Origin of the sequence: Polyangium sp. y55x31, from assembly GCF_029946505.1 — a bacterium.
Classification (GTDB): Bacteria; Myxococcota_A; Polyangia; order Polyangiales; family Polyangiaceae; genus Polyangium.
In genome coordinates this window covers 64142-87521 of the sequence record NZ_JARZHG010000001.1, presented here as the reverse complement: position 1 = coordinate 87521, position 23380 = coordinate 64142, and the positions used below count along the sequence as shown (strand labels likewise).

Here is a 23380-nt window from a genome sequence, read left to right as displayed (position 1 = left end):
CCCCCGGGGTGCTGGGGTTTCCCACCTACGTGCGTGCCCGTCGTCCGGATCCGGATTGCCGAGCAGCGCCCTCGGGAGCCATGTTGGTAGCCCGATGCGAAGGGGCGAGGCAAGGAAAAGCGCCGGAACGCGAGGGGCCATGCTGGCCCGCGTCGCGGCTCTCCTCGCTTTTGGCGCGATCTCGGGATGCGTCGCGTCGCGGTTCGACGCGCGATTTCTGCCAACGGACGACGTCGCGTGCGAGCTCGAGGTGATGACGCCGGGGCTCGGCGCGGAAGCGCGCGCGACGTTCCGGGACGTGCTCGCGACGACCCTCGCGGAGGACGCGTACACCTGTTCGCCGTCGCCGCGAGACGTCTTTTTTGGCGACGTGGAGGAGGGCGAGCGCACGATCCGCGGTGCCATGCCGCATTATCGTCTGTTTTTCGGGCCGATGCATTACCAGGTGCGGCGGGTGCGGGCTCGTGAGGGCGCGCCGGGGCGCTGGGAGGTATCGGCGACGTTCGCGGTGGTGCTGCCGCGCGAGGGCGGGACGCTGGTGCTCGCGGATTGCGACGAGAAAGAGCGGTACGAGGGGGAGGTCGTTTGCCGGGGCGTCCCGTTTTCGCGATCGAACACGACGGTGGCGTGTCCCTCGTCGGGGGAGTTCCGGGCGCCGGCGACGCGGCGCAACATGGAGGCGCTGCTCGCGCGCTGGTCCGAGGAGGCCGAGAGGTACTGGAATCGGGACGCCGAGCGATATGGGTTGCCGGTGCGGTACGATTTCACGTTCTTGCCGCACGACCAGGCGGAGCGGGAGGGCGCGCCGATCGATCTCACGTTGCCGCTGTCGACGACCTGCGGGCGGACGCCGTATTTCTGGTCGCTGCGGAGCGGCTGGTCGCTGCCGGTGATCGCCCACGAGGTGGGGCATTTGCTGGGGCTCATGGACGAGTACGAGGCGCTCTCGGGGATCGTGCCGTTCTACCCGAAGACGCCGTTCCCCGGCGCGCACACGAGCCGGATGGGTTTGTCGATGAAGGAAGACACGATCCTTTATCCGATGCACCACTGGATCGTGGTCCGACGTTACCTCTGCCCGGAGCCCTCGGGCCGCGACCCGTGGGGGCATGCGTTTCAATGAATCGTCTGGCCAGAATCGCCCTGCTCGGATTCCTTCTCGTCACGGCTTGCGACGACGAAAAGCCCGAGGCCGTGCCCGGAGCCGCTTCCGCATCCGCATCTGCTGCCGCTCCCGCTCCTGCATCCGCATCTGCTGCCGTGCCCGCCTCCGCTTCCGCGCCCGCTCCCGTGGCGCTTCCCGAGCACCCCGACGATTTCGCGGTCGTCGAGCCGTCGACGCCCACGTGTCCGCCGGAGATGGTGCGCGTGAAAAAGAGTTATTGCGTCGACCGGTACGAGGCGAGCCTGATCGACGCCGAGACGGGGCAGGATCTCTCGCCTTATTACGTGCCCTCCCGCAAGCAGGCGCTCTCGATCCAGAAATTGTGGGAGCAGGAGCGCCTCGACGTCGGACCCGCCGAGGCGCGCCTGATCGAGCTGCCGCCGCTGCCGCCGTGGCAATCGCAGCGCAACTTCGAGCCGAAGGCCGTCTCGAAGAAGAGCCGTGTCCCCCAGGGCTACCTCACGGGGCCGCTCGCCGCGCTCGCTTGCAAGAATGCGGGCAAGCGCCTTTGTTCGCTCTCGGAGTGGCAGACGGCTTGCCGGGGCGAGGACGATCGCGACTTTCCTTATGGCGACAAGTACGAACCGGGCAAATGCAACATCTTCCGCGAGGCGCACCCCGCGGGGCTCTTGCACGGCAATCCGAGCATCGGTCACAGCGATCCGCGGCTCAACACGGTAAAGGCCGGGGACAAGCCGCTCCTCCGCCGGACGGGCGAGACGCGGGCCTGCGTGAGCCGGTGGGAGGGCGACGGGATCGCCGACATGGTCGGCAACATCGACGAGTGGATCGACGATCCGGAGGGGACGTTCGTCGGCGGCTTCTACGCGCGATCGAAGAAGGACGGTTGCGCCTCCATGGTGCGGGCCCATCCATTCGATTACTTCGATTATTCGACCGGGGTTCGATGTTGCAAGGATCTTTAACGTAGGAGCTTTCATGAACGAGTGGAAGGTGGTGGTGGTTCTTGCCGCGGCGTTTGTCGGGGCCGGTTGCGGGGCGCGGACGGATCTGCCGGAGAGCCGCCGGAGCGAGGAGGTCTGCGCGGCCGTGGGCGAAGAATGCCGCACGTCGGCGGCGTGTTGCGGCGGCGGGCAATGCATTGCGGGCGTCTGCGCGGCCCCGCTCTGCAAGCCGGGCGATGCGCCGGTCGTCCTCGTCAGCGGGCCCGAGCGGATCTCGGGCCTGCTCGCCGACGGCGATCACGTCTACTTCGCCCATTACGGCGCGACCGGCGCGGTGCTGCGCTTGCCCAAGGCGGGCGGGGCGATCGAGACGATCGTCCCTTCCGCGAGCTGGACAGAGTCCCTCGTCGCGGACGCGAGCTCGCTCTATTTCATGGACGGCGATCAGATCATGCGCGCCTCGAAGGACGGGAGCGGGTCGAGCCTCGTCGCGGACAACCAAGAGGGCTCGATGTCGATCGCGGCGGACGCGTCGTTCGTGTACTGGATCGATCCGGCCGATCAAGCCGTGCGGCGGGTATCGAAGTCGGGCGGCACGCCCGATACCCTGGCCAAGGACGAGGATCTCACGCCGGACATGGTGCCGCGCATGATCGCGGACGATGACAAGCTGTACTGGTCGGCCCGCGGGGTCTGGTCGATGCCGGGCTTTCACGCGACGCCGAAGGAGGGCGGCGCGGTCCTCTTCGTCGAGGGCGCCGCCACCACGCATTTCGTCGCCGATTCGATGTTCCTCTTCTGGATTGCAACGGACGCGAGCCCCGTCCGCGTGGTGCGCACCCGGAAGGACGGGAGTGAGGCGAAGACCCTCACGAAGTGGGCATTCGACTCCAACAGCGATCTCGCGGCCGGGATGGCGCAGGACGACAATTACGTGTACTGGGCCAACGGGAAGGCGAGGCGCATGAACCGCATCGCCAAGACCGGGGGCGAGCCGGTGGAGCTCTTCTCCTCGCCCGATGCCATCAACCAGTTCACGGTCGATACGTCTTGCCTGTACTACACGACCACCGGCGTTTCGAACGAGACCGGCGAGACGACGACCAGCCTCCTGCGCGCGCCGCGATTTCTGCCGGGCGAGTGAGGGCCTGGCGAGGCGCGAGCGCCGCTTTGTTGCAAGTGCGCCTGCGCGGCCCTTACGTTGCCGCGCACCATGCGAAGGTTCATTTTCCTATTCGGGATGTCGCTCCTCGCGTGTTCTCAGGGGGACCCAGCATCTTCCTCGGGAAACGCAGATTGCACCGTCGACCCCGGCGACGGCGTCACGCCCGTGCGCGAGGAGCCGGACGACGAGCTCACCCCACTCCGTTTGCTGCGACGCGCCAGCATTGCGCTGCTCGGCGTGCCCCCGACCGACGAACGAATGCAGGAGCTCCTCAAACGGGCGACGCCCGAGGAGCAGTTCGCGTACGTCGACGATTTCATCGACGAGGCCCTCGAAGACCCGCGGTTTTACGAGATCACCTTCGAGCACGCGCGCAAGTGGTTCAACATTCCGCTGATCCCGCGCACGGCCGACGCCCCCGAATACGGGGCCAAGCAGCAGCGCGTGCTGACGGCTTGCCAGCCGGGCACGGCGAACGAGGGCGCGCTTCGTTATTTCCGCGACGACGTCCCCGCGGACGTGGCGTGCGCCGCGGGCGCCGCGAAGACCACGGTCGAGCCCTGGTGGGCGCCGGGGACGACCGTGACGCTCGTCGGCAGCGCGGCCAACACCACGAACACCGGCCAGATCAAGCCGAACGGCTCGCCGGTCGAGATCGAGTGCAATCAGCGGGCGGAGGGCACGTGCGGGTGCGGCAAGAATGCCGTGAGCTGCTGGCACGACCCCGGCACCTATCCCGGCTGGGGAGCATATCTCCCGGCGAACCCGGACGGCCAGCGGCGCCTGCTCGCCGAGGAGCCGGCGCGCCTGTTCGCGCACATCGTCTGGCACGATCGGCCCGCGACCGACCTCATCCTCTCGGATGTTTCCGTCGGCCCGACCGAGGTTCAGGCGGCCCACATCAATCAATCCCTCGCCGGCGGCGCGCTCGACGTGCTCGACGACGAGAGCTGGTGGAACCCGGCAAGTTTTGCCGGCGCGGCCGTGGATCCGCTCCACGAGGCGAATGATCCGAAGGCTTGGCGCGAGTATTCGATCTCGGCGCGAAACGCGTTTTTCCTGAAGGAACGCAATTACACGTTCGATCCGCGCAAGGATCCGGGCCAGCCTTCGGGTTTTCCCTCGGCCGGCATGCTCACCTCGCTCGGCTTCCTCGACACGTATCCGCGTGAGCGCCTGCGCGCGGCGCGCGCGCTCGAGACCCTCGCTTGCGAGCAGCTCTTGCCGCCGGGCGGCGACATCGCGTTCAACCCGTACGAGACGGATCCCGGCCGCGAAGGGCCTTGCCAGCATTGCCACGCGCGTATCGACACCGCGGCGGTGCATTTCAAGCGGTACGCGAAGACCGACCACGCGTTCGAGGGCTGGGGCGCGCAGTACTACATGCCCGGCGTGGGCAAGTGGCAATGGGATCCCGTGTGGCGCACGGGCGCATGGCCCTACGACCGCGAGCCGTTCGCGCAATGGAACAAGTGGTACCTCCCGGGCTCGCTGCTCACGCCCGCCACCGAGGAGGAGGCGAACGCCAATCCCTACGCGCTGTTCCTCGATTTCCTGCCGCCGGAGTACACCCTGCTCGGACAAACCAGCGACGGGACCGTGGGGCCGCTCGGGTTCGCGAAGCTCATCGTGGCCGCGGGCTCCTTCGATCGGTGCGTCGTGCGCCGCGTGCACGAGCGTGTGCTCGGGCGCGACATCGATCCGGCGACGGAGAACGGGTACCTCGAGACGCTCACGGCCTCGTTCGTATCGAATGGTCGGCTCGTGCGGCCCTTCATCAAGTCCCTCACGCAGTCCACGTCGTTCCGCAGGGGGCAATGACATGCGAAAACGAGTCCTTTTCAAGATCGTCGCCCCCTTCGCCGTCGCCCTCGCGGCCGCGAGCTGCGAGGGGGACGAAGGGAACACCTGCGGCGGACCGACGCCCGAGGAGCGGGCGCGTAACCAGGCGGTGTTCGACGCGCTCGCCCCGTCCTGCCAGGGATGCCACGTCACGGGGGCGCGCGGGTATTTCGCGTCGATCGAGGCCTTCGAATCCCTCGTCGTCTACAACCCCGCCGAGGTCGTCCCGGGCAAACCCGACGCGAGCGAGCTCATTCGCCTCCTCGAAGGGAAGGGGACCCGCGCGTTCAAGCAAATGCCCATCGCGGGGCCGCCGTTCGCCGAGATCGCGGCGAGCGGATCCACGAAGATGACCATGGCCCAGATCCGCGCATGGGTGACGAACCTCGAATCGCGCGCTTCCGATCCGCTGCCCTCGATCGAGGCCCACCGCATCACCCGGCTCTCCGCCGAGGAGGTCGGGCGCGCGCTCTACCAGCAGCTCGGCCTGACGGACGACGATTTTTACCTCCCCGCGTCGAGCTACGGCATCCCGCACAAGACGAGCCAGAACGACGACAGGTATCCTTTCACGTCTGCGGATTCGATCCCGGCGCCTTATGAAAACCTGCCCGTCGAGCGGTTCGCCGCGCTCGGGGGCGGCTCGGCGCCGAACCAGATGAAGGCCGACGGCTCCGTCTCCCCGAGCTTCCTCGGCACGATCACGCAGGTCTCGCAGCGCTGGTGCGCGCTCGCCCTCGACAAGGCGGGCAATACGGCGCTCCTGCCCGCCGGGGCCTCGGCGCAGACGGGCAGCGCCGACGCGGCGAGCGTGAAGGCCGTCATCCGCTTCTGGTATCTGCATTTCCACGCCGTGGCCGCGACCGACGCGGACGTCGACCGCGTGTTCTCCACGGTGTTCGTCCCCCTCGAAATGGAGAAGGACGCACGCAACGCCTACATCGGCACGTGCTCCTATTTCATTCGCCACCCCGACTGGATCTTCTACTGAGAGGCCCCGATGAAAACGAGCCGTAGAAAACTCCTTCTCGCCGCCCTCGGGGCCTCCCAGCTCGCGCTCCTCGGCCGCTTCGCCGTGCGCAGCGCGTCCGCCGCGCCGCCGCCGAACGGCCCCACGAAGCTCCTTTGCATCTGGCTCGACGGCGGGTGCAACTGGGAGCATTTCTTCACGCCGCTCACGGGCGCCGGCATCGACAAGTTCATCCAGCCGCCCGACGGCGGCGTGCACCCGTTTGGTTATTCCAAGGAGCAGGTGCGCAACTTCGACGGGACGGCCGCGGACCTCGCCTCCACGAACCCGACCCGCAAGCTGCGCGGCCCCGTTTCATGGAACGACGCGAACCCCGCCGACACGACGGGCACGAACCCGCTCTCCGGCGGCACGCAGAACTATCGCCCGTGGGGGTATTCGTGGATCGATCCGAAATACAAGCTGTATGATCGGACGTGCGTGCTCGTCGGCGCCGATCAGGGCACGGCGTCCCACGCGAGCGGCATCGTCGCGAGCATGAGCGGCGTCGCGGGCTCGTCGTTCCGCTCGCCGAGCGTGCAGGCCGTGATCGCGAACTACATGTCCACGTTCTTCCCGGACAGACCCGTGCCGAATGCGACGCTCGGCGGAATCCTCCCCGCCGCGCTCGACCTGCCCGCGCTCGCCACGCCGTATTCGCTCACGAGCCTCGCGCTCGTGGAGTCCACGATTTCGGATCGGCGGAGCAGCGCGTGGGATGGCCTGCGCACCCGGACGGACGTCGAGGGAATGGCGTTCGACGGCACGCCCACCGGCGAGATGTTGCCCCTCACGATCACGGATCGTGCGGTGCTCGAAGCGATCCGCGAGCGAAAGGGCATCTCGACGAAGGGGACGGACGACCTCTATCGGCAGCTCCACGACACGTATGCGGGCATCAGCAAGACCGTCGCGCGTGACGTGCTCAGCGTGCTCGATCAGACGAAGGGGTTCGAGTTCCTCCAGGCCGACCCGCTTTATTCGAGCGGCCCGTTCCAGACCGCGTGCATCGGATCGGCCGACGTTTGCGGCGGCGTGCTCAGCGGAGGCTCGTTCGATTTCGCCTTGCGCCTGCTCAAGTCGAACCTCGTGACGAGCGTGACCCTGCGCGCGACCAGCATCGCGAACACAGGATTCGACGTGCATTACTCGGGCGGCGCGCGCGCGCAGACGAGCCACCTCCGGATCGCGCTCGAAGCCATCGGCCAGGTGCTGAACGAGATGCAGCTCACGCCCGCTTCCTCGGGGCAAGGTTCGCTGCTCGACGAGACGCTGGTCTACATTTACAGCGATTTCGGGCGCACGTTCGCGCGGAGCCCGCAGGACGGGACGGACCATCATCCGGCCACGTGCGGCATTCTGGTCGGCGGGAGCGTGAAGGGGAACCAGATGCTCGGCGGGTACGACGAATCGGCGCAAGGCTCGCCGCTCGGCGCGCCCGTGAGCATCATCGAGGAGTCGGGCGCGAAGGTGACGCGGCCGCCGACCTCGCAGGACATCGCGGCCACGGTGATCCGCGCCTTCGGCCTTCAGGCAGGCAAGGATTTCTTCATTCCCGGCGGCTACGGCGAATTCGAGGGCGCGCTCCTCGTTTGACCGTCACGGCCCGCAGCCGGCCGTGTGCTTGTAGAAGTACACGTTCTGGTCCGGGCCGTTCACCAGCACGAACACGTTGTATTGCGCGATGTAGCGGAACCGGCCGTACGTCCCCTTCTCCACGGGGGTCGCCGGCGCGCCGGTGCCGCTCTTCGTCGACCACGCCTTCGTATTCAGATCCAGCACCCGCGCCGGCCCGCCGCCCCAGGCGACGATGGCGTCCGCGACCGGATCGTAATCGGCGCCCGGCCCCGCGACCTTGGCGAGGTCGTCGCCGCCGGTCGTCGCCCACGCATCGAGCAGGGCCTGGTTCGTCTGGGTGTCGAACGCGAAAAAGTCCAGCTTGCCATCGTCCAGCGCTCCTCCGAGCGTGAAGAAGATCTTCCGCTTCGTATCGAAGACGCCGCGCCGATAAGAGGGCTTCGACCAGTTCGGATACAAGGGCGGATACCCGGCGTCGACGAGGCGCGTCCACGTGTCGGTCGCGATGTCGAAGACGTAGACGCCGTCCTCGTTGCGCATGAAGACGCGGTGGCCCGCCTCGTCGTAGGCCGTGCCCATCCAGAAATAACCGTCGTGGTTCACGGGGAGCGACAGCTTGGTGTCGAGCTGTTTCCAGGTCTTCTCATCGAGATCGAGCGCCCAGGTGAGCCCCGAGGAGTTGCCGTCCGGCGCGGTTGCGCCGCCGAACCCGAAGAATCGGTTCTCGGCGGTCAGGTAGGCGAGGCCGTCGTAGGTGTGGCGCGAGACCGGGGTGCCGTCGGACATGGGCTCGGAGAGCTCCGCGGACGACCCGACGGGCGTGCCGGGCACGAGCAGCTCCCACTTCGAGGTCCGGGGCGAGAAACCGTAGACCTCGTTGCCATAATAATCGCCGTGGCCGCCGCCCCAGAGGAGCATCTGCCGGTGGATCGGATCCCAGGCGCCGCCGCTCCAGGCGCCGATGATGGCCGTGCAGCCCACGATGCCATGCGCGCCCGCGGGCTCGTGCGCCGCGCAGAATTCATCAAAACGAGTGCCGGGCACCTCGAGCCACGTATCGGCCGGCATGTCGATGAGCTGCTTCTCGGCCGGCGTCAGCGAAGGATCTTCGGCGCAGCCGAGGTTCACCACGCCCCCGCCACCCGAGGACGAACTCGAGCCGCCGCCGGAGCCGCCGGAGCCGCCGGAGCCGCTCGGGTCCGGGTCATTGTTGGAGGACGAGCACGCGGCGAGCGCGCTTGCGAGGAGGAGAAACGTGTAAGAACGCATGCCGGGCATTCTACCCGAAATGCGCCAGCGATGTGTGTGAATCGCTACTTCGTCGGCGCCTTCGCCGGCCCCGCTTTCGCCGGCGCCTTCGTCGAGGTCGCGGCCGAGGCCGAGGGGCTCGGCTCCGCGGTCGCCGTTCCATCCTTGCTCTTGCAGCTATAGTCGCCGAACAGGATGTACGCGCGCTGGCACGTCACGGGATGCGCGCCGCTCGGCGTCTGCATCGTGAACGTGTGCGCGATCGGCGAGCGCTCCCAGAACGTGAATTGCGCCTTGCAGGGCTCGGCCTGGCCCTGGCACGCGGCCTCCGACGCGAGCGCTTCGACTTCCACGCTCACGCCATACACGTTGTAAAGCGCCGCGCCCGTCGCCGCGAGCAGCGCTACCGTGAACAGGAGGCTCGCGGCGGATCGCAGGCCCGATCCGCCGCCCTCACTCGTTCCCCCACTTCGATCCTCGGGCTTTGCCACGGGCGCTACGATAAAACGAGCCGGCCCCGAAGGGAAGCGGTCACGCGCGCTTCCGACGATCCATCCACACGAGCGCCGCGGGCAGGACGATCACGGCGGCGAAGAGGCAGGTGATCTCGCCGATGACCGCGGCGACGCCCATGCTGCGCACGGCGAAGTTGTCCGATCGCACGAGCGCCACGTACCCGAGCGCGGTGGTCATGCTGCAGAGCACCACCGCGCCGCCCGTCTCGCGCACCGCGGCGATCGCGCCGCCCGTGCCCTCGCGGGTATAACGCTGCACGATATTTACGGCGTAATCGACGCCGATCCCGAACGTCAGCGGCAATGCGATGAAGTTCAGGAAGTTGATCTTGACCTTCATCACCACGAGCGCGAGCGCCATCCACCCGATGCCGACGAGCAAGGAAGCGAGCACGTACATCGAGGGCTTGCCGCGGCGGAAGGCGAGGAGCACAGCCAGGATCGTGCCGAAGAGCGAGAGGAGCACCGCGGGCGGGATGTCGTCCATCACCGCGGACCACATGTCGGCATAAATGACCGCGCGGCCCGAGCCGAGGATCACGCTGCCGTCCGGCAGGACCGTGCGTCGATAGGCATTCGCCCAGCGGAAGAGGTAATGGGCGTCGTCGACGGTCTCGCCCTCGGTCGGGCTGATGTAGACGATGCGGCCGCGCGTGCCGTCGGTCTCCGTGAATGCCCGCGCCAGGCCCGCAGGCAGGTCCTCGATGCCGAACGGTTTCAAATCGTCCGGGGGCAAAAGCTCTTCGATCGTCTTCCAGTCCGCGTCCGAGATGACGCCGCGGCGCCGCGCCTTGAGAACCTTTTGCTTGAGCTCTTCGAGGATCGGGATCTTGTCGGCCTGCGCTGCGGGCACGAAGTCCTGGAGCGCGTGGACTTTTTCGAAGGGTTTTTCCCCCGGCGGGGCGGCGTCGCGTTTCGCGTAGAGCGCGGCGCGTAATGGCTCGACCTGCTCGGGGCGATCGACGAGGATCGCCATGCCGTCCGTCCCGACGTACCCGGTGATCTGCTCGCCGAGCTGGCTCAGGCGGATCTCCTCGGCCCGCCGGCTCGCGTCGGTGCGCAGGTTGCGCATGTCGTACTCCATCGGGTCGCTCTTCACGTAGAAGACGGCCGCGACGGCGCCGGCGAGGGCCACAGCCACGCCGACGACCGTGAGCAGGCGAGGGGCGCGCTGGGCGAAGGCCGCGAAGGGACGGCCGAACGCGATGCCACCCTGCGTGGCGCGCTGGATGCGGCCCCAGATGCCCTTGGCCTCACGATCGAGCGGGAGGAGCCGCTCCATGAGCGTGAGGATGCTCGGCAGGGCGAGGTAGGTCGCGATCCAGCAGAGCAGCATGCCGATGCCGCCGATGACGCCGAAATCGCGGAAGCCGCGGAACTCCGTGGCGACGAGCGATCCATACGCCGCGCCGGCCGCGGCGGCCGCGGTGAGCGTGGGCCGCCAGGTCTCGCGGCGGGCGAGATCGAGCGCCTCGGCGAGCGGGACGCGATCCCTGCGCGCTTCGAGGTATCGCGCCATGTAGATGATGCTGAAATTGATGCCGTTGCCCGCGACGATCGTGAAGAGAAAGCCCGTGGCCATGTTCAAATGGCCAATCAAGAGCTCGGTGGCGCCGAAGGTCCACGCGACGCCGATGCCGATGGTGATCAGCATGGCGAAGAGCGTGCGGATGCGGAGGTAATAAAGAAACACGACGCCCGCGAGCAGCGCGGCCCCGAAGAGGCCGACCTCCGTGAGGTCCGCATTGATCGCGGCGAACTCGGAGATGCCCGTCTGGAGGTCGCCGCCGAAGCCGTAGCGGATCTCGGGGTGGAACGAGGCGGGGTTCACCCGATCGACGGCCTCGCGGATGCGGCGCAGCGCCTCGCTGCCGCGGGAAAAGTCGCTGCCGATGACCTTGGAGCGGACCGCGACGACGAGCGTTTTGCCGTCCTTCGACTGGTAATAGCCGTCGGGGAATCGCTCGAGGGGATCCGGGGGCGCAGCTCCGGTCGTCGGGGCGGCGCTCCCGGTCGTCGAAGGGGGCTCGGTGCCGAGCTTGAAGCGCTTCTTGATGCTGTTCGCGTCGAGGGCCGGGGGCTCTTCGGTCTCGTCGAGCAAGGTGCCCGTCGCCTTGCTCACCTCGTAGGCGTAGCGCGCCTCGATGTCGTCGCGCAGGCCTTCGAGGTCCTTCGTTTCGGCGTAGAGCCCGGCGCGGGGCGCGAGGAAGGCGCGCGCTTCGTGCACGCCGTCCTCGACGCTGCCGACCCAGGGCGGGCCCACGGCCGCGAGCGCGGGCACGAGCGCGTCGCCGGCCTGCCGGAGCGCGGAGGTGGGTGTGTTCGGGCCGCCCTCGAGGACGATGAAGAGCGTGGAGACGCCGGCCGTGCGTGCGGCGACCCGATGGAGTTCCTGTACGCTCGGGCGCGACGAGGGCAGGAGTGATTCGAAGCCGGTCTGGATGGTCAATCGCAGGGCGAGGACCACCGAGACGATCGTGAGCGCCGCCGCAACGAGGAGCGGCACGAGCGGACGTTCGATCTGCAGGCGCCCGAGCCTGTCGAACAGGGGCTCGGACGAACGGCTGGGCGGCGGCGAGGCGGAAGGTTCGGCGCTCAGGGCAAACCTCGGGGGGGCAAGGGAATCGTGGGAGCGCCGGTATAGTGCAAAAGTCGCGGTCCCTCACCCCCAAACCGCAGCCGCTCTAGCCCTGATCGGCCGACGGGCCCGGGGCGGGGCCGTCTCGGGGTCACGAGCGCACGCCCAGCGTCGGCCTCCGAGGACGACCCTTACCGGAGACAACCCAGCCGTCAAGTCGCTGGACAAACGTTGGTTTCTGCGATGAATGGCGGCGGGGGGGCGTCCCGCGTTCAGCGCGCCCCGGGCCGCCGGAGATGGGGGCGCGCTCCGGCTTCTTCCACGACGACCCAGGGATTTTTCGGGTCGTAGGCGGTGACGCCCCAGATCGGGAATGGCGGGGCTTGGTCGATCGAGGAGAGGCCGTCGCGCAGGAGGGCGCGGCCGGTGGCGGAGAGCGTGTATTTGGCCGTCTGCCATCCGTTCGGCGCTGTCCAAGGTTTGGCGTGCAGCGCGCCGCGCTCCGCCCATTGGGCGAGGCGATGGAAGAGAATGATGTCTCCGGTGAGGCTCATCCACCGACGCAGCTCCTCGCCTTTGCTCCCCCGGCGCATGAGGATTCTTCCGGGGTTGGAAGGCGTTCGGTTTACGCAGCCGAGCAAAAGCGCGTCCAGGGTCGAGAGGGTGAGGCCCTGCTCGCTCAGACGTGGAAAAAAGCCGGCCTGGTAGGCGCCGAGCTCCAGCAGCTCCTTGTTCGCTCGGGTGTCGCGGAGGGGCTTTCCAGATAGGATCGGCATAGGCGCTGCGAGCTTTTGCCACAGGCGCGCCTTTTCTCGGACCTCGCGGAGCGGCATAGGGCGCGCTGTCCTCCATGCGTCACGGGCCATGGTGGGCTCCACGGTGACGTATCCGATGCCGAAGCTGAGGTGCGCATGCCGTTCCTCGTATTCTCCCACGCAGACGAGCGAAAGATCGGGCTGCGTGGGCCAGCGCCGTAGCCGGTACGAGCAGAGCGCCCAGAGCGCAACGCGGGCGTTCCACTCGGGTGAAGTCCAGAGGACGACGGGCTCCTCCGCGTCGAGGGCGCGGAGAACCCTGCGAAACGAGGCGACGAACGCCCCGGTCCGGGGTTGCAACGCGTCGGTCCGGGGTTGCGTGAGGGCCCAAAAGTCGACGCGCAGGCGCATGTGGACCTCGGGATCCATGGCGCAGGGCCCGACGAGCCAGGCGTCGTTGCTGGAGCGCACGGGTACGCGCATGCCGCGGCGAACCGCGCGCACGACATTCCAAGACTCAGCGATATGATATGTCATGGCGCTCAGAACCCACACTGGACACACTCTGAGGACGGAGGGTCGCCGGATCTACATCGGTCGTGACATTGTGCACATACGGTGATCTTTCCGGACCTACACCAAAACGGGGCGTACTGCTGGCATTTCATGTACTTTCTGATGCATTTTTGATTGGAACCCTCCAGCTCGCACTTCTCCTGGCAGTCTCTGTAGTTCGCATGCGCCGTGTCCTGACAGGCCTTCCGCTGCGCCGCGTCCTCGATCTTGGCGCACTGAATAGAAGCCCTATCATATTCCGCCTGGCACTCGTCGTCACAAGGCCCGCCCGAGATGATGTTGCACACCGGACCATCCGGATCCGGCGGAGCGCTCTGCGGCTCGAACGGCACGCTCCCATACCCGCCCACGCCCACCCCAGTCGGCACGATGACCCCGCCTCCGGCCCCTGCTGTCTCGTACAGCTCTTCCCGAGGAAAACACTCCCCGTCGGTGTAGTTGCAGGCCATGAAGTGCAAACTCGCGACAGCCGCGATCCCCCAAACCCGTCTCGTCATCTTCACATGGACCTCCATCGAAACACAGGCCCAGCGACGATCATCGCCGCGAAACCCCCGGGGAGCACGAGGCTCCTTCCGCCCACCCAATCCACGTTCGCGCTGACCGACACCCCGACGGGGCCGGCAAAGTACACGTTTGCCTGCGCGTGTCCCCCTGGCGCCAAACCCACGACGCGTCCGCACAACTTCGCGCCGCACGCCGGCATCGAGTAGAGCGAAAGCGACGGCCCTATCCGAACGTCGACATCCTTCCACGCATACCCGAAGGCGACCGACGTCTGGTTGTACACCCCGACCCCGAGCCTGCCCGTCCCGGGCAGGACGCTGCAAAGCTCGTCCACGCCAAACGAAAATCGCTCACGCGGCGCCACGCGATTGCCGCGTGAGGGCTCACCGTGAAGCGCGGCAGGGTTCCGACGAGGATCCCTCCGAGGCCCACGCCTCCGCTGAACTCGTACGCCTCCGCCGGCGCGACGACGAGGAGCAGCGCGGCGCACAGAATGCTGCCCCCGATACGGCCCTTTCTCCGAGCCATGCGCGCCCCCCCTCCCTCCTCACGGTGCGCACCCCCGTGCCGCTGTAGAGCAGGTTACTGGAACGGTTGTGTGGCGGTCAACCGTCACGCCGGGTGTTGGCTGGGTCCGGACGCGTTCGGCGCCCCTCGGGGGGCCTCCTGCTACGCAATCGCGAGCGTTCTGGGAGCCTCCCGAAGGGGCTGAAACCGCTCCCCTTTGCGTAGCCAATGCCTCCCGGGGCGCTTCGAATCGCAAGGCGGAGCGCCGATGGTCCCCTTCGGGGGGTCGAAAATGGCACCGTGCTGCGCGATCGATACCCTCCCGAGGCTCATCGAACGCTTCCCGTTGCGCATGGAGACACCCTTGGAGGCTCTCCTTGCGGTCATCGGAGCGCGCATGGTGCCCTCCGGAGCCTCATGCTCCGCGAGGACGAGCGCTCGACGACCCTGCCGGGGTGCCTCTTGCCGGTATGTCACCCGCTCGAGCCACCCTCCGAGCCACCACGATCGCATTGACGAGCGTTCCTCGACCCCTCGGGGGGTATCCTGCACGCAAGACGTTGCGGCACCCGACCCTCCGAGGGGCTCGTCCCACGCTTCGTCCTCCCTGTCTCCTTGCATCGACCGCATCGCGGTCGATGCACCCCGAGTCCAGCGCTTGCGCTGGTCCGGGTCCAGGGGTGGACAACCCCTGGTCGGGGTCCGGGGTGAAACCCCGGCGGCCACGCTTCATCCTACCCCCGCGTCGCGCGATACAGCATGTCCACGAGCCTCGGCGCGCGACCTACCAGTGGGGCGAGCAGCTCGAAGATGGGCGGGCGGAGCAACATGCCGTGGAGTGCGCTGGCCACCATGAATCGGGTGGAGAAGGCGCGGGCGAAGGCTCGCGTGTAGGCGTGGATTGGGTCTGGTGAAAAGGTTGCGAGGGCGGCGAGACGGCCGCTGCGGAGGGCGATGGCCATGCCGTCGCCTGTGAAAGAGGGGACGAGACGGGCTGCGTCGCCGGCGAAGAGGAGGGGGATGCCGGTCGTCGGGCAGGCGCGTGCGATGGCTTGTGCGCCGAAGCCGAAGCGGGCGAGGCCGCGGGGTTTTTGCTGGGGCGCGCCGAGGGCTGCGAGGCGCTGCGCGAGGGCGGGGTGGTGCGTGGCGTGGTCTTCGAGGGTTTGCCAGACTGGGCGTGCGTCGCCTTCGAGGAGCGCGCAGACGCCGATGCGTCCGTCTTCCACGGGGTTTACGCCGACGTAGCCGCCCGGTACGAGGTAGAGCTCGACGTCTGCTTCGAGGGGCTTGGGCGCGCAGTAGGCTTTGATTGCGACGAAGCTCGGACGCGCGGCGCGGGCGCGCGGCAGATCGAGTGGGGCGTCGAGCGTGGAGCGTTTGCCCATCGAGAGGACGAGGCCTCGCACGGCGTGGGTGCCGGCCTGGCTCTGGATTTCGAGCGCGCTTGGCGGCTTTGGGGCCATGGCGCGGACGGGCGTGCGTTCGAGGACCGTCGCGCCTGCTTCTCGCGCGCGGCGGGCGAGGAAGGATTCGAGGGCTGCGCGGGTGATGCCGAGGGCTGGGCGGCCGGGGAGCGTGAGATCGAGCCGCGCGCCGCCCGCGCCGAAGAGGGCTACGGCGCGGAGCGGTGCGGGCTTCAGCGCCGCGCCGAGGTCGCCGCAGCCGAGGGCGTCGAGGTCTTCTTCGGCCTCGGGGGAGAGGAATTCGCCGCAGACCTTGTCGCGGCCGATCACGCCGCTCTCCCAGACGAGGACCTCGCGGCCGCGCTGGGCTGCTGCGATGGCTGCGGCGAGGCCTGCGAGCCCGCCTCCCACGATGCCGAGCGGGGGTCGTTCGCTCATCGGCCTTCGTTCACCTCCAAGAGACCGATTTCCGCGCAGAACCCCGGGCCGAAGGCGGTCACGAGCCCGAGCGCGCCCGGCCCGAGCGGCGCGTGCTCGTGCAGCACCTTGTCGAGCGCGACGAGCACGGTGACCGACGACATGTTGCCGTGGCGCGCGAGCGTGTCCCAGCTCGTGCGCGTGACGCTCTTCGGCAAACGGACGTGATCCTCGAGCGCTTCGAGCACACGCCTTCCGCCGGGGTGGATCGCGCCGAACGAGCACTGGCTCGGATCCTCGACGTGGAACCGCGCGAGCGCCCGCGAAACGACGTCCGGGAACGTGCGCTCGGCGAAGGGGACGACGTCGCGCGAGAGCTTGATCTTGAGCCCCTCCTCGCGGACCTCGAAGCCCATGAAGTGCTCGGTGCAGGCGAAGAGCTCGCGGAACGTGTCGCGGATCCGGAGCGTCGGGGCCTTCGGATCTTGCCGCTCGGCTCGTTCGCCCGCGAGCAGCACGGCGGCGGCGCCGTCGCCGAAGATCGCGGCGGATACCAGGTTTTCCTCGCTCCGATCCTCGGGCAAGAACGTGAGCGAGCAGAGCTCGACGCAGACCACGAGCGCGCGGGCCGCGGGGTGGCCGGCGAGCCATTCGTGCGCGATCGCGAGCGCCGCCGCGCCGCCCGCGCAGCCGTGCTGCGTGAGGTTGATGCGGCGTACGTTCGGCGAGAGCGAGAGGGCCGCGACGAGCGGCGCGTCCATCGCCGGAATCTGGAATCCCGTGCAGGAGACCGTGACGACGAGGTCGATGCTCTCGCGCTCGTCCTCGGTCGTCCCCTCGGCGATGCGCCGCGAGAGCGCGCCGCAGGCGTCACGGACGGTCGTGCGGTAGAGCTCGTTCTTCGCGGAGAACGAGCGGCCGAACGAGAGGACCTCCTCCGGGGTGATGACCAGGTTGCGTCGACCGACCGCGCTCCTGCGGAAGAGCTGGCGGGCGAGCCCGAGGGCGCGTCCATCGAGCCACCGAGGGAGCGCCTCGGAGAGCTCGTCCTGGCTATACGAGCGCCCCGGAAAGAACGTCCACGTCTGTTCGATGATCGCCATTCGAACAGGCGATAGCGGCAACTTTCGTGCGCGGGAGGGCGCTGGGCAGGGGGCGCACGGATCAGGAGGCGCGTCCGGGGCGTCGCCATTCGCCGCGCAGGGCCGCGACGCTCGGGCGCGCGAGGGCGCCCGCGAGGCCGGTTCCGGCGGGCTGCACGAGCAAGAAGAAGGCGAGGCCGAGCGCGCCTCCGAGCTTGCTCGTCGTCGACACGATCGGGTCGTGCAGGGCGAGCGCCGTCACGCCCGCGGCGAGCGCGAGGACCCCGAAGAGGAAGAGCCAGCCGAGGCGGGTCTTTTGACCACAAAAGGATCGCGGATCGATCGTCGAGAGGATGAGGGTGCCGTCCGCGGCGGGCGCGAGGCGCGGCGTCGGGCCGTCCTTCCGGAGGGCGCCGAAGGCGTAGAGGACGCTGCCTTCGGGGATGTTCGCCGTCACCTTGCGGGAGAAGCCGCGGGCTTTTCTGGCGTCGGGCAGGGCCGCGTCGAAGGCCTCGGGCGAGGGGCAAGCGGCGGCTTCGCGGAGCGCGTCCGGGCCGTGCCAGACCTCGACGCCGGAGCCCGTGAGCGGCGGGATCTCCACGGTGCGTCCCTCGGCTTCGATCGCCCCGCCGAACGACGCGCTTTCCGCGGGCCGATCCTCGAACAGCACGACGGGCTCGTCCCCACGCGCGAGCCTTCCGACCTGCGGGATGCCGTGCGTCGCGAGGATGCGTCCAACGCCGTCGCCGCGCGTCACGCGGCCGATGAGGAGGCCCGTGCCTTCGGTTGTCGGGCCAAGCGGAACGAAGCGCCGCGCGAGCGCGGCGAGGGCCGCGATCTCCTTGTACGCGGCGGCGACGACGAGCAGCGTGTTCACCCAGAGGACCCCGAGCACGAAGAGGCCCATGAGCTCGTAGGGCAGGGGCTTTCCCATCTTTTCATGCGCTCGCGGCTTCGGCTTCGGCGCGGCGGATTTCCCGCGGCGCGAGGTCGATCTGCGCGGCTCGGGCCTCGGCCTCGGCGACGTCACGGATCGGCGGGCGGCTCGGGCGGAGGAGGTAGGTCCGGAGCAGGTAGAGGACCATGCTCGGCTCGTCGAGGCTCGGATCGACGCGGGGGACGACCTCGCGCTCGTGCGCCTCGGCGAGCGCGGACCAGTGCAGGCCGGCGCGATTGTGGTGGATGGTGTGGTAGCCGTTGTTGCACATCACCCAGTTGAAGGCGCGACCGACGAAGTTCCGCGAGTGGTTCCATTCGCTCGTGGTGTCGCAGCGATCATGCTGGATGAGGTTGATGCGCAGGATGCAGCGCGCGCCGTAGAGCTGCGGGACGACCACGAAGAAGAGCGTCGTCCAGAGGTCGTAGACCAGGAGCGCGCCCGTCAGGCCAAAGGCGAAGACCTGCTCGACGAGGTACTGCCGCACGAAATCCTCGCGGCCCTTGATGCGGGCCCAGCGCGAGACGCCCGCGAACGTGTTCGGGCCGGCGACGTTGGGGAAGTGGATCAGGTTGAGCAGGTTCCACTTGAAGGAGACATGCGTCGGCGCAGCCCAGTCGGGCTTGCCGTCGTCCTCGAAGTGGTGGTGCACGAGGTTGTGCGAGGGGATGTTCGCAGAAGCCGGGTAGAGCGCGCCGAAGCTGAGGACGACGCGGAAGAGCATGTTGAGCCGGCGGCTCTGGAAGACGCCCTGGTGCAGGTGGTTGTGGATGACCACCGTGTTGAGGAAGCTCAGATAACAAGCCGCGGCGAGGAAGAGGACGTTCCGGCAAGCCGGCACGAAGACCATCGACGCAAGGACGCCGAGATAGGCCGCAACGATGCCGATCTGCCGCCATTCGGCCGGGTGCTTCACCAGCCAGGGGCCTCGAACCGTAAGCGAAGAGGACACGGCTCCGGCTTTTACCATCCGTCCAGGCCGGTCGACAATCATGGACGAACGGACGGATTTGCGTTAACCGATACGTTCAGGACGCCGTGACAGCCATCGTCTCGACCTTAACCTCCTTACCCTTCACGCAGCTCCGTCGAAACCGCTACTTTTACTTGTGGTACGACGGCTTTTACCTGCTCCTCTGCGGGACCCTCGTCGCCCTGATGGTGACGACAGGCTTCCGAGGGCTCGTGCCAGCCTGGGACGCTCGTCTGTGGCTGGTGCTGCCGCTCGCGTGCCACCTGCAGATCCTGTGCAGCGTGTTCATCCACAACGCCACGCACAACAACTTCCCGCGGCCAATCAACCGGATCGTCGGGGAGCTCTGCGGGATGGTGGTGCTGACGCGGTTCGCATCATGGGAAGTGATCCACCAGCGCCACCACCGGTACTCAGACGACGTCGCCAAGGACCCACACCCGGTATTGCCGAGCTACTTCAAGTTTCTCGTCAATACGATCGTGAACGTGGAGCACCAGCTCCAGCAGATTTATTTCGATCTGTACGGCGATACGCCCGAGAACCGGCGCTACGAGCGGCTACGGGCATACGTGAGCTACGGAACGAACCTGCTCCTGATCGCGACGTGGTTCCTGTTCCTCGGGAAGGTAGGCTTCTTCTTCCTGTTCGTCCCGGCATCGATCGTGGGGTTCGTCCACCTCGTGCACTTCAACTGGTCGACGCACAATGCGTTTTCACCGAGCGCTGACTTCAAGCCGGTGAACCTCGACCACGGCTATTACAAGATCGGCAACTGGCTGTGGTTCGGCATTTACATGCACGCAAACCACCACAAGCGCGCAGGGATGTTCAATCCGGCGAAGCTTCAGCCAAGTCTGCCCATCACGCCGCCGCCAGGCTGAGCGACCGTCGACGTCTCGCTGGGGCGTTGCCCCAGGCCCCAGCAGGGGCTATCCGCCCCTGCACCCGGACCAGCGCAAGCGCTGGACTCGGGGTCGATGAACTGCGCGATGCGCAGTTCATCGAACAGTCGGTGGCGAGACCAGCGACGACATCGTCCAGCGAGAAGAGTGGCTTACTGCTTCGCCGCAGGAGGCTTCGGGCCCTCGGGGGGCGTCGGAGCCGCTTGCTTGGGCGCCTCGGTCTTGGGCGCCTCGGCTGGTTTGTCCTTCGCGGCGTCGGTCGGCTTCTCCGTCGCGCCCGTGGGCTTCCCTGTGCCTGCGTCCGTGCCGGCGTCGCTCGTGTCGGCTGGGGCGGCGTCGACCGCGGCGTCGACCGCGGCGTCTTCGGCGCCTGCGTCGGCTGGTTCGGCGGGCGGGGTGGCTTCGGGGGCGGGCTTCGGCGGTTCTTCGGCGGGGCGTTCGTCGGTCCAGCAGGCTGCGTTCGGCGGCGGCTGGAAGGTGAGTGCGTGGGAGGCGCGATCGCCCTTCTTCGTGATGAGGGGGTCGGTCTTGTAGACCTTGGCCTCGCCGCACTCGTACGCCGTGAGCTCACGTTCGGGGGTCTTGCCTGCGCGGAGTGGCACCGAGGCGCGCTCGTTGCTGCACTGGGCCCACTCGACCTTGTACTCGGCGTCCGTGTCTGGCAGGACGAGCCGGGCGCCTGGATCTCCCTCGGCGCGTTTGCCGAGGATCATGGCTCGCGCGACCTGATCGCCGTCGTCGAGCACGGTGACCCGGACTGGCTGGCGTAGGCCGCCGCGCATCTTGTTGTTTGCTTCGCCGAGCGTGAAGTCGGCGCAGACGGGCTCCCCCGTGATGGTCGAAGGCACCTGGGCGTTGGAGCAGGCAACGAGGGAGGTCGCGAGGAGTGCGAGGGCGGCGAACGCGGAGCGCGAGCGCAAGCTGTGGCGGATCACGGCGCGCAGCGTCGCCCCGTGGGGGGCCTTCCGTCAAGTCCGGCGCGTTTTCTTGGCGGGGGCAGGGCTCGGCTTGCTCGAGCGGAGCGCCCGTCGCTCGACCGGCAGCTTTGTTTTTCCGAGGGCGAGCACGTGCTCGAAGTGGGGGGCGGAGACGGGGACGACGCTGAGGCGCGAGCGCTTGAGCAGGGCGATGTCGGTCAGGGAGGGGTCGCTCTTGATGACCTCGAGCTCGACGGGGGCTTTGAGTGCGATGACGGGCTCGACGTCGATGGCGCTCCAGTCTTCGCCTTCTGCGGTGGGATCTGGGTACGCCTCGCGGGCGACGCGGGCGATCCCGACGACGGCTTTGCCCTCGTTCGAGTGATAGAAGAGCAGGAGATCGCCCTTCTTCATGGCGCGCAGGTTGTTCCGGGCCTCGTAGTTGCGCACGCCGTCCCAGACGGCCCGCTTGTCGGTGAGGAGCTGGGCGAACGAGTATTTGTAAGGCTCGCTCTTGACGAGCCAGTAATGCGTCTCCGTCGACATGGGTTCGTCGGGACCATACAGCCCGCGCCCGAGTCCCTCAACAGGAATCAGTCCGTGATCACGAGCGTGGTGTCGTCGGGGACGAGGCGGGAGAACTCGTCGATTTCGGCGTCGTCGAGCGCGATGCAGCCGTGCGTCCAGTCCGATTGCTTGTGCACGCCGTTCCAGTCGCGCTGACCCACGCCGTGGATGCCGATGCCAAAGCCGATGGTGCGCCCGGGCGGGACCAGGCCCTTGCGCTTCAGCTCGGCGAACCGCGCGCGATCCTCGTCGTTCGGGTAGGTCACGTTCAGGAACTGATGGAACAGGCCCTTGAAGCGGCCCTTCACGCGGTAGGTGCCGACGGGCGTGACCTTGTCGCCCTCGAACTGCTTGGGGCCGGCGCCGCCGCTGCCGATCGCGACCTTGTACGTCTTGAGCACGCGGCCGCCCTGGGCGACGAGGTCGAGCCGGTGCTCGCTCTTGTCGACGCGGACGAGCGACACGACGTCCGCCGCGGGTTTGCCAGGCTTTGCGGCCGGCGCGCCGGGGAGCGGGGAAGAGAAGAGGACCGTGGGGACGAGGAGGAGCGCGAGCAGTGCGTTCATGCCCCGCTGTCGGGGAGCCTGCGGTGATCGTGACGGCCGGGGCGCGCGAAAAAAATCATTTTTTCGCCTGTCACACTCCGGGTACGTTCTCCGATGAGGGGGCGATGAGCGCTCCGATGACCATGGACGAACCGAGGCTTGCCGAGTCGCTGGCGGATCCGGAGCTGCGGCGATTCTTGCTCGATTTCGTGCGCCGAAGGGTTTCGCCCGCGGACGCCGACGATATCGTCCAGACGGTCCTCTGCGAGGCGCTCACCGCGAAGAACCGGCCGGGCGACGGCGCGGAGCTGCGCAAGTACCTGCTCGGGATCGCGCGGCACAAGGTCGCGGACGCGCACCGGCGCACGGCGCGCGAGGAGGTGCGGGATCCGCCGGAGCTCGTGGCGAGCCCGCCGCCGGTCGAGGAGGAGGCGCTCATGCGCTGGGCCGAGCGCCAGGCCCCGGCGACCGAGGAGGCCAAGAAGACGCTCGCCTGGATGGCGCGGGAAGGGGAGGGCGAGAAGCTCGAGAGCATCGCGGAGGAGGAGCAGGTCCCGGCGGCGCGGGTGCGGCAACGCGTGTCGCGCATGCGGCGCTGGATGAAGGAGCGATGGCTCGCGGAGCTCGCGGCCGTGGCGGCGCTCGCGGTCCTCGCGGTCGTGCTTTGGCGGGTGGCTCAGGATGCCGAGGATCCGGAGGAGGCGATCCTGCCGCTGCCGGATCGGGTGCCGGCGCCGTCGGATACGCCGCTCGATCGGGCGAGGGCGCTCCGGGCGGACGCGCTCTGGTGGTGCGAGCGTGGGTCGTACAAGATTTGCGTGGACGAGCTCGACGCGGCGAAGCAGCTCGATCCCACGGGGGATCAGGCGCCCGAGGTGCAGGCGGCGCGCGAGCGGGCGCGGCGGGCGCTCACGACGCCGCCGCCGGTGCCCACGTCGACCGAGCGGGACACGAAGGAGAAGAAGGGCGAGATCGACGAGAAGGCCAAGGAGCCGCAGAAGATCGCCCCGGCGCCGCCGAAACCCGTGCCCACGAGCGAGAAGCCGAAGCTCGATCCGGAGCTTCAGGATCGGGGCACGGAGAACGAGAAGGCCAAGCCCGTCCCGAAGCAGCGGAAGAAGGGAGATGTCGACTTCCTGAAGAAGTGAGCCAGGGCCCGCCGTCACCCGCCTCGCGCCCTGGACGCGTCTTGTCCGGCGAAACCCTCGGGGCTTGGCCCTTGCTTGCCAAGCTTTCGGCCCTCCTGTACGCTGGCCGAGGCGAGGAGTGATCGGTAGCGTTGCG

The 23380-nt window shown here is 68.1% G+C and carries 19 protein-coding genes; 8 read left to right on the top strand and 11 right to left on the bottom strand.

The features are described 5' to 3' along the window. Positions 1-139: 139 nt before the first annotated feature. The 6 genes from QHF84_RS00300 to QHF84_RS00275 all read left to right on the top strand — a co-directional run bounded on the left by QHF84_RS00300 (position 140) and on the right by QHF84_RS00275 (position 7682). Positions 140-1123 (top strand): hypothetical protein, encoded by a 984-nt coding sequence (locus tag QHF84_RS00300; protein ID WP_281311088.1) that lies wholly within the window; start codon positions 140-142, stop codon positions 1121-1123. A 137-nt stretch (positions 1124-1260) separates the two neighbouring features. Then, complete coding sequence (locus tag QHF84_RS00295) at positions 1261-2091, top strand: SUMF1/EgtB/PvdO family nonheme iron enzyme (RefSeq protein ID WP_281311087.1); 831 nt, start codon at positions 1261-1263, stop codon at positions 2089-2091. Between the two features lie 13 nt (positions 2092-2104). Then, positions 2105-3214 carry an EB domain-containing protein gene (locus tag QHF84_RS00290; protein ID WP_281311086.1) on the top strand — a complete coding sequence of 370 codons (1110 nt, stop codon included), beginning with the start codon at positions 2105-2107 and terminating at the stop codon, positions 3212-3214. 186 nt (positions 3215-3400) lie between these two features. After that, positions 3401-5056 carry a hypothetical protein gene (locus QHF84_RS00285; RefSeq protein WP_281311085.1) on the top strand — a complete coding sequence of 552 codons (1656 nt, stop codon included), beginning with the start codon at positions 3401-3403 and terminating at the stop codon, positions 5054-5056. A 1-nt stretch (position 5057) separates the two neighbouring features. Beyond that, complete coding sequence (locus QHF84_RS00280) at positions 5058-6068, top strand: hypothetical protein (protein ID WP_281311084.1); 1011 nt, start codon at positions 5058-5060, stop codon at positions 6066-6068. 9 nt (positions 6069-6077) lie between these two features. Next, a complete protein-coding gene (locus QHF84_RS00275; RefSeq protein ID WP_281311083.1) occupies positions 6078-7682 on the top strand; it encodes a DUF1501 domain-containing protein in 1605 nt (534 codons plus the stop codon). A gap of 3 nt (positions 7683-7685) precedes the next feature. Here the strand turns inward: QHF84_RS00275 and QHF84_RS00270 are convergent, their stop codons facing one another. From QHF84_RS00270 to QHF84_RS00235, 8 genes are all read right to left on the bottom strand, one after another. Then, positions 7686-8933 carry a hypothetical protein gene (locus QHF84_RS00270; RefSeq protein ID WP_281311082.1) on the bottom strand — a complete coding sequence of 416 codons (1248 nt, stop codon included), beginning with the start codon at positions 8931-8933 and terminating at the stop codon, positions 7686-7688. Positions 8934-8977: 44 nt separating this feature from the next. Then, positions 8978-9403 (bottom strand): hypothetical protein, encoded by a 426-nt coding sequence (locus tag QHF84_RS00265; protein WP_281311081.1) that lies wholly within the window; start codon positions 9401-9403, stop codon positions 8978-8980. A 40-nt stretch (positions 9404-9443) separates the two neighbouring features. Continuing rightward, positions 9444-11933, bottom strand: coding sequence for an MMPL family transporter (locus QHF84_RS00260; protein WP_281311080.1), 2490 nt, complete (start codon positions 11931-11933; stop codon positions 9444-9446). 344 nt (positions 11934-12277) lie between these two features. Then, positions 12278-13243, bottom strand: coding sequence for a hypothetical protein (locus QHF84_RS00255; RefSeq protein WP_281311079.1), 966 nt, complete (start codon positions 13241-13243; stop codon positions 12278-12280). A 1841-nt stretch (positions 13244-15084) separates the two neighbouring features. Further along, complete coding sequence (locus QHF84_RS00250) at positions 15085-16191, bottom strand: NAD(P)-binding protein (RefSeq protein ID WP_281311078.1); 1107 nt, start codon at positions 16189-16191, stop codon at positions 15085-15087. Next, positions 16188-17273: a 3-oxoacyl-[acyl-carrier-protein] synthase III C-terminal domain-containing protein gene (locus tag QHF84_RS00245; protein ID WP_281311077.1), complete on the bottom strand. Its 1086-nt coding sequence runs from the start codon at positions 17271-17273 to the stop codon at positions 16188-16190. The genes QHF84_RS00250 and QHF84_RS00245 overlap by 4 nt, the downstream gene beginning before the upstream one ends. A 61-nt stretch (positions 17274-17334) precedes the next feature. Further along, positions 17335-18186, bottom strand: coding sequence for a hypothetical protein (locus tag QHF84_RS00240; protein WP_281311076.1), 852 nt, complete (start codon positions 18184-18186; stop codon positions 17335-17337). Positions 18187-18190: 4 nt separating this feature from the next. Beyond that, the gene (locus QHF84_RS00235; RefSeq protein WP_281311075.1) at positions 18191-19141 is read right to left on the bottom strand and encodes a fatty acid desaturase; all 951 of its coding nucleotides are present in this window, start codon (positions 19139-19141) and stop codon (positions 18191-18193) included. 86 nt (positions 19142-19227) lie between these two features. Here QHF84_RS00235 and QHF84_RS00230 point away from each other — a divergent pair, with 86 nt between their 5' ends. Further along, entirely contained in the window at positions 19228-20046 is an 819-nt protein-coding gene (locus QHF84_RS00230) for a fatty acid desaturase (RefSeq protein WP_281311074.1), read from the top strand. 173 nt (positions 20047-20219) lie between these two features. Here QHF84_RS00230 and QHF84_RS00225 read toward each other — a convergent pair whose 3' ends face one another. Genes QHF84_RS00225 through QHF84_RS00215 form a run of 3 tightly spaced genes read right to left on the bottom strand, consistent with a single transcriptional unit; the run spans position 20220 to position 22117 of the window. Beyond that, entirely contained in the window at positions 20220-21002 is a 783-nt protein-coding gene (locus QHF84_RS00225; RefSeq protein ID WP_281311073.1) for a hypothetical protein, read from the bottom strand. A gap of 33 nt (positions 21003-21035) precedes the next feature. Next, the gene (locus QHF84_RS00220) at positions 21036-21530 is read right to left on the bottom strand and encodes an EVE domain-containing protein (RefSeq protein WP_281311072.1); all 495 of its coding nucleotides are present in this window, start codon (positions 21528-21530) and stop codon (positions 21036-21038) included. Between the two features lie 47 nt (positions 21531-21577). Beyond that, on the bottom strand, positions 21578-22117 hold the full coding sequence (locus QHF84_RS00215) for a L,D-transpeptidase family protein (RefSeq protein ID WP_281311071.1): 540 nt from the start codon (positions 22115-22117) through the stop codon (positions 21578-21580). Positions 22118-22239: 122 nt separating this feature from the next. Here QHF84_RS00215 and QHF84_RS00210 point away from each other — a divergent pair, with 122 nt between their 5' ends. After that, positions 22240-23244: a sigma-70 family RNA polymerase sigma factor gene (locus tag QHF84_RS00210; protein WP_281311070.1), complete on the top strand. Its 1005-nt coding sequence runs from the start codon at positions 22240-22242 to the stop codon at positions 23242-23244. The last annotated feature ends 136 nt before the right edge of the window (positions 23245-23380 follow it).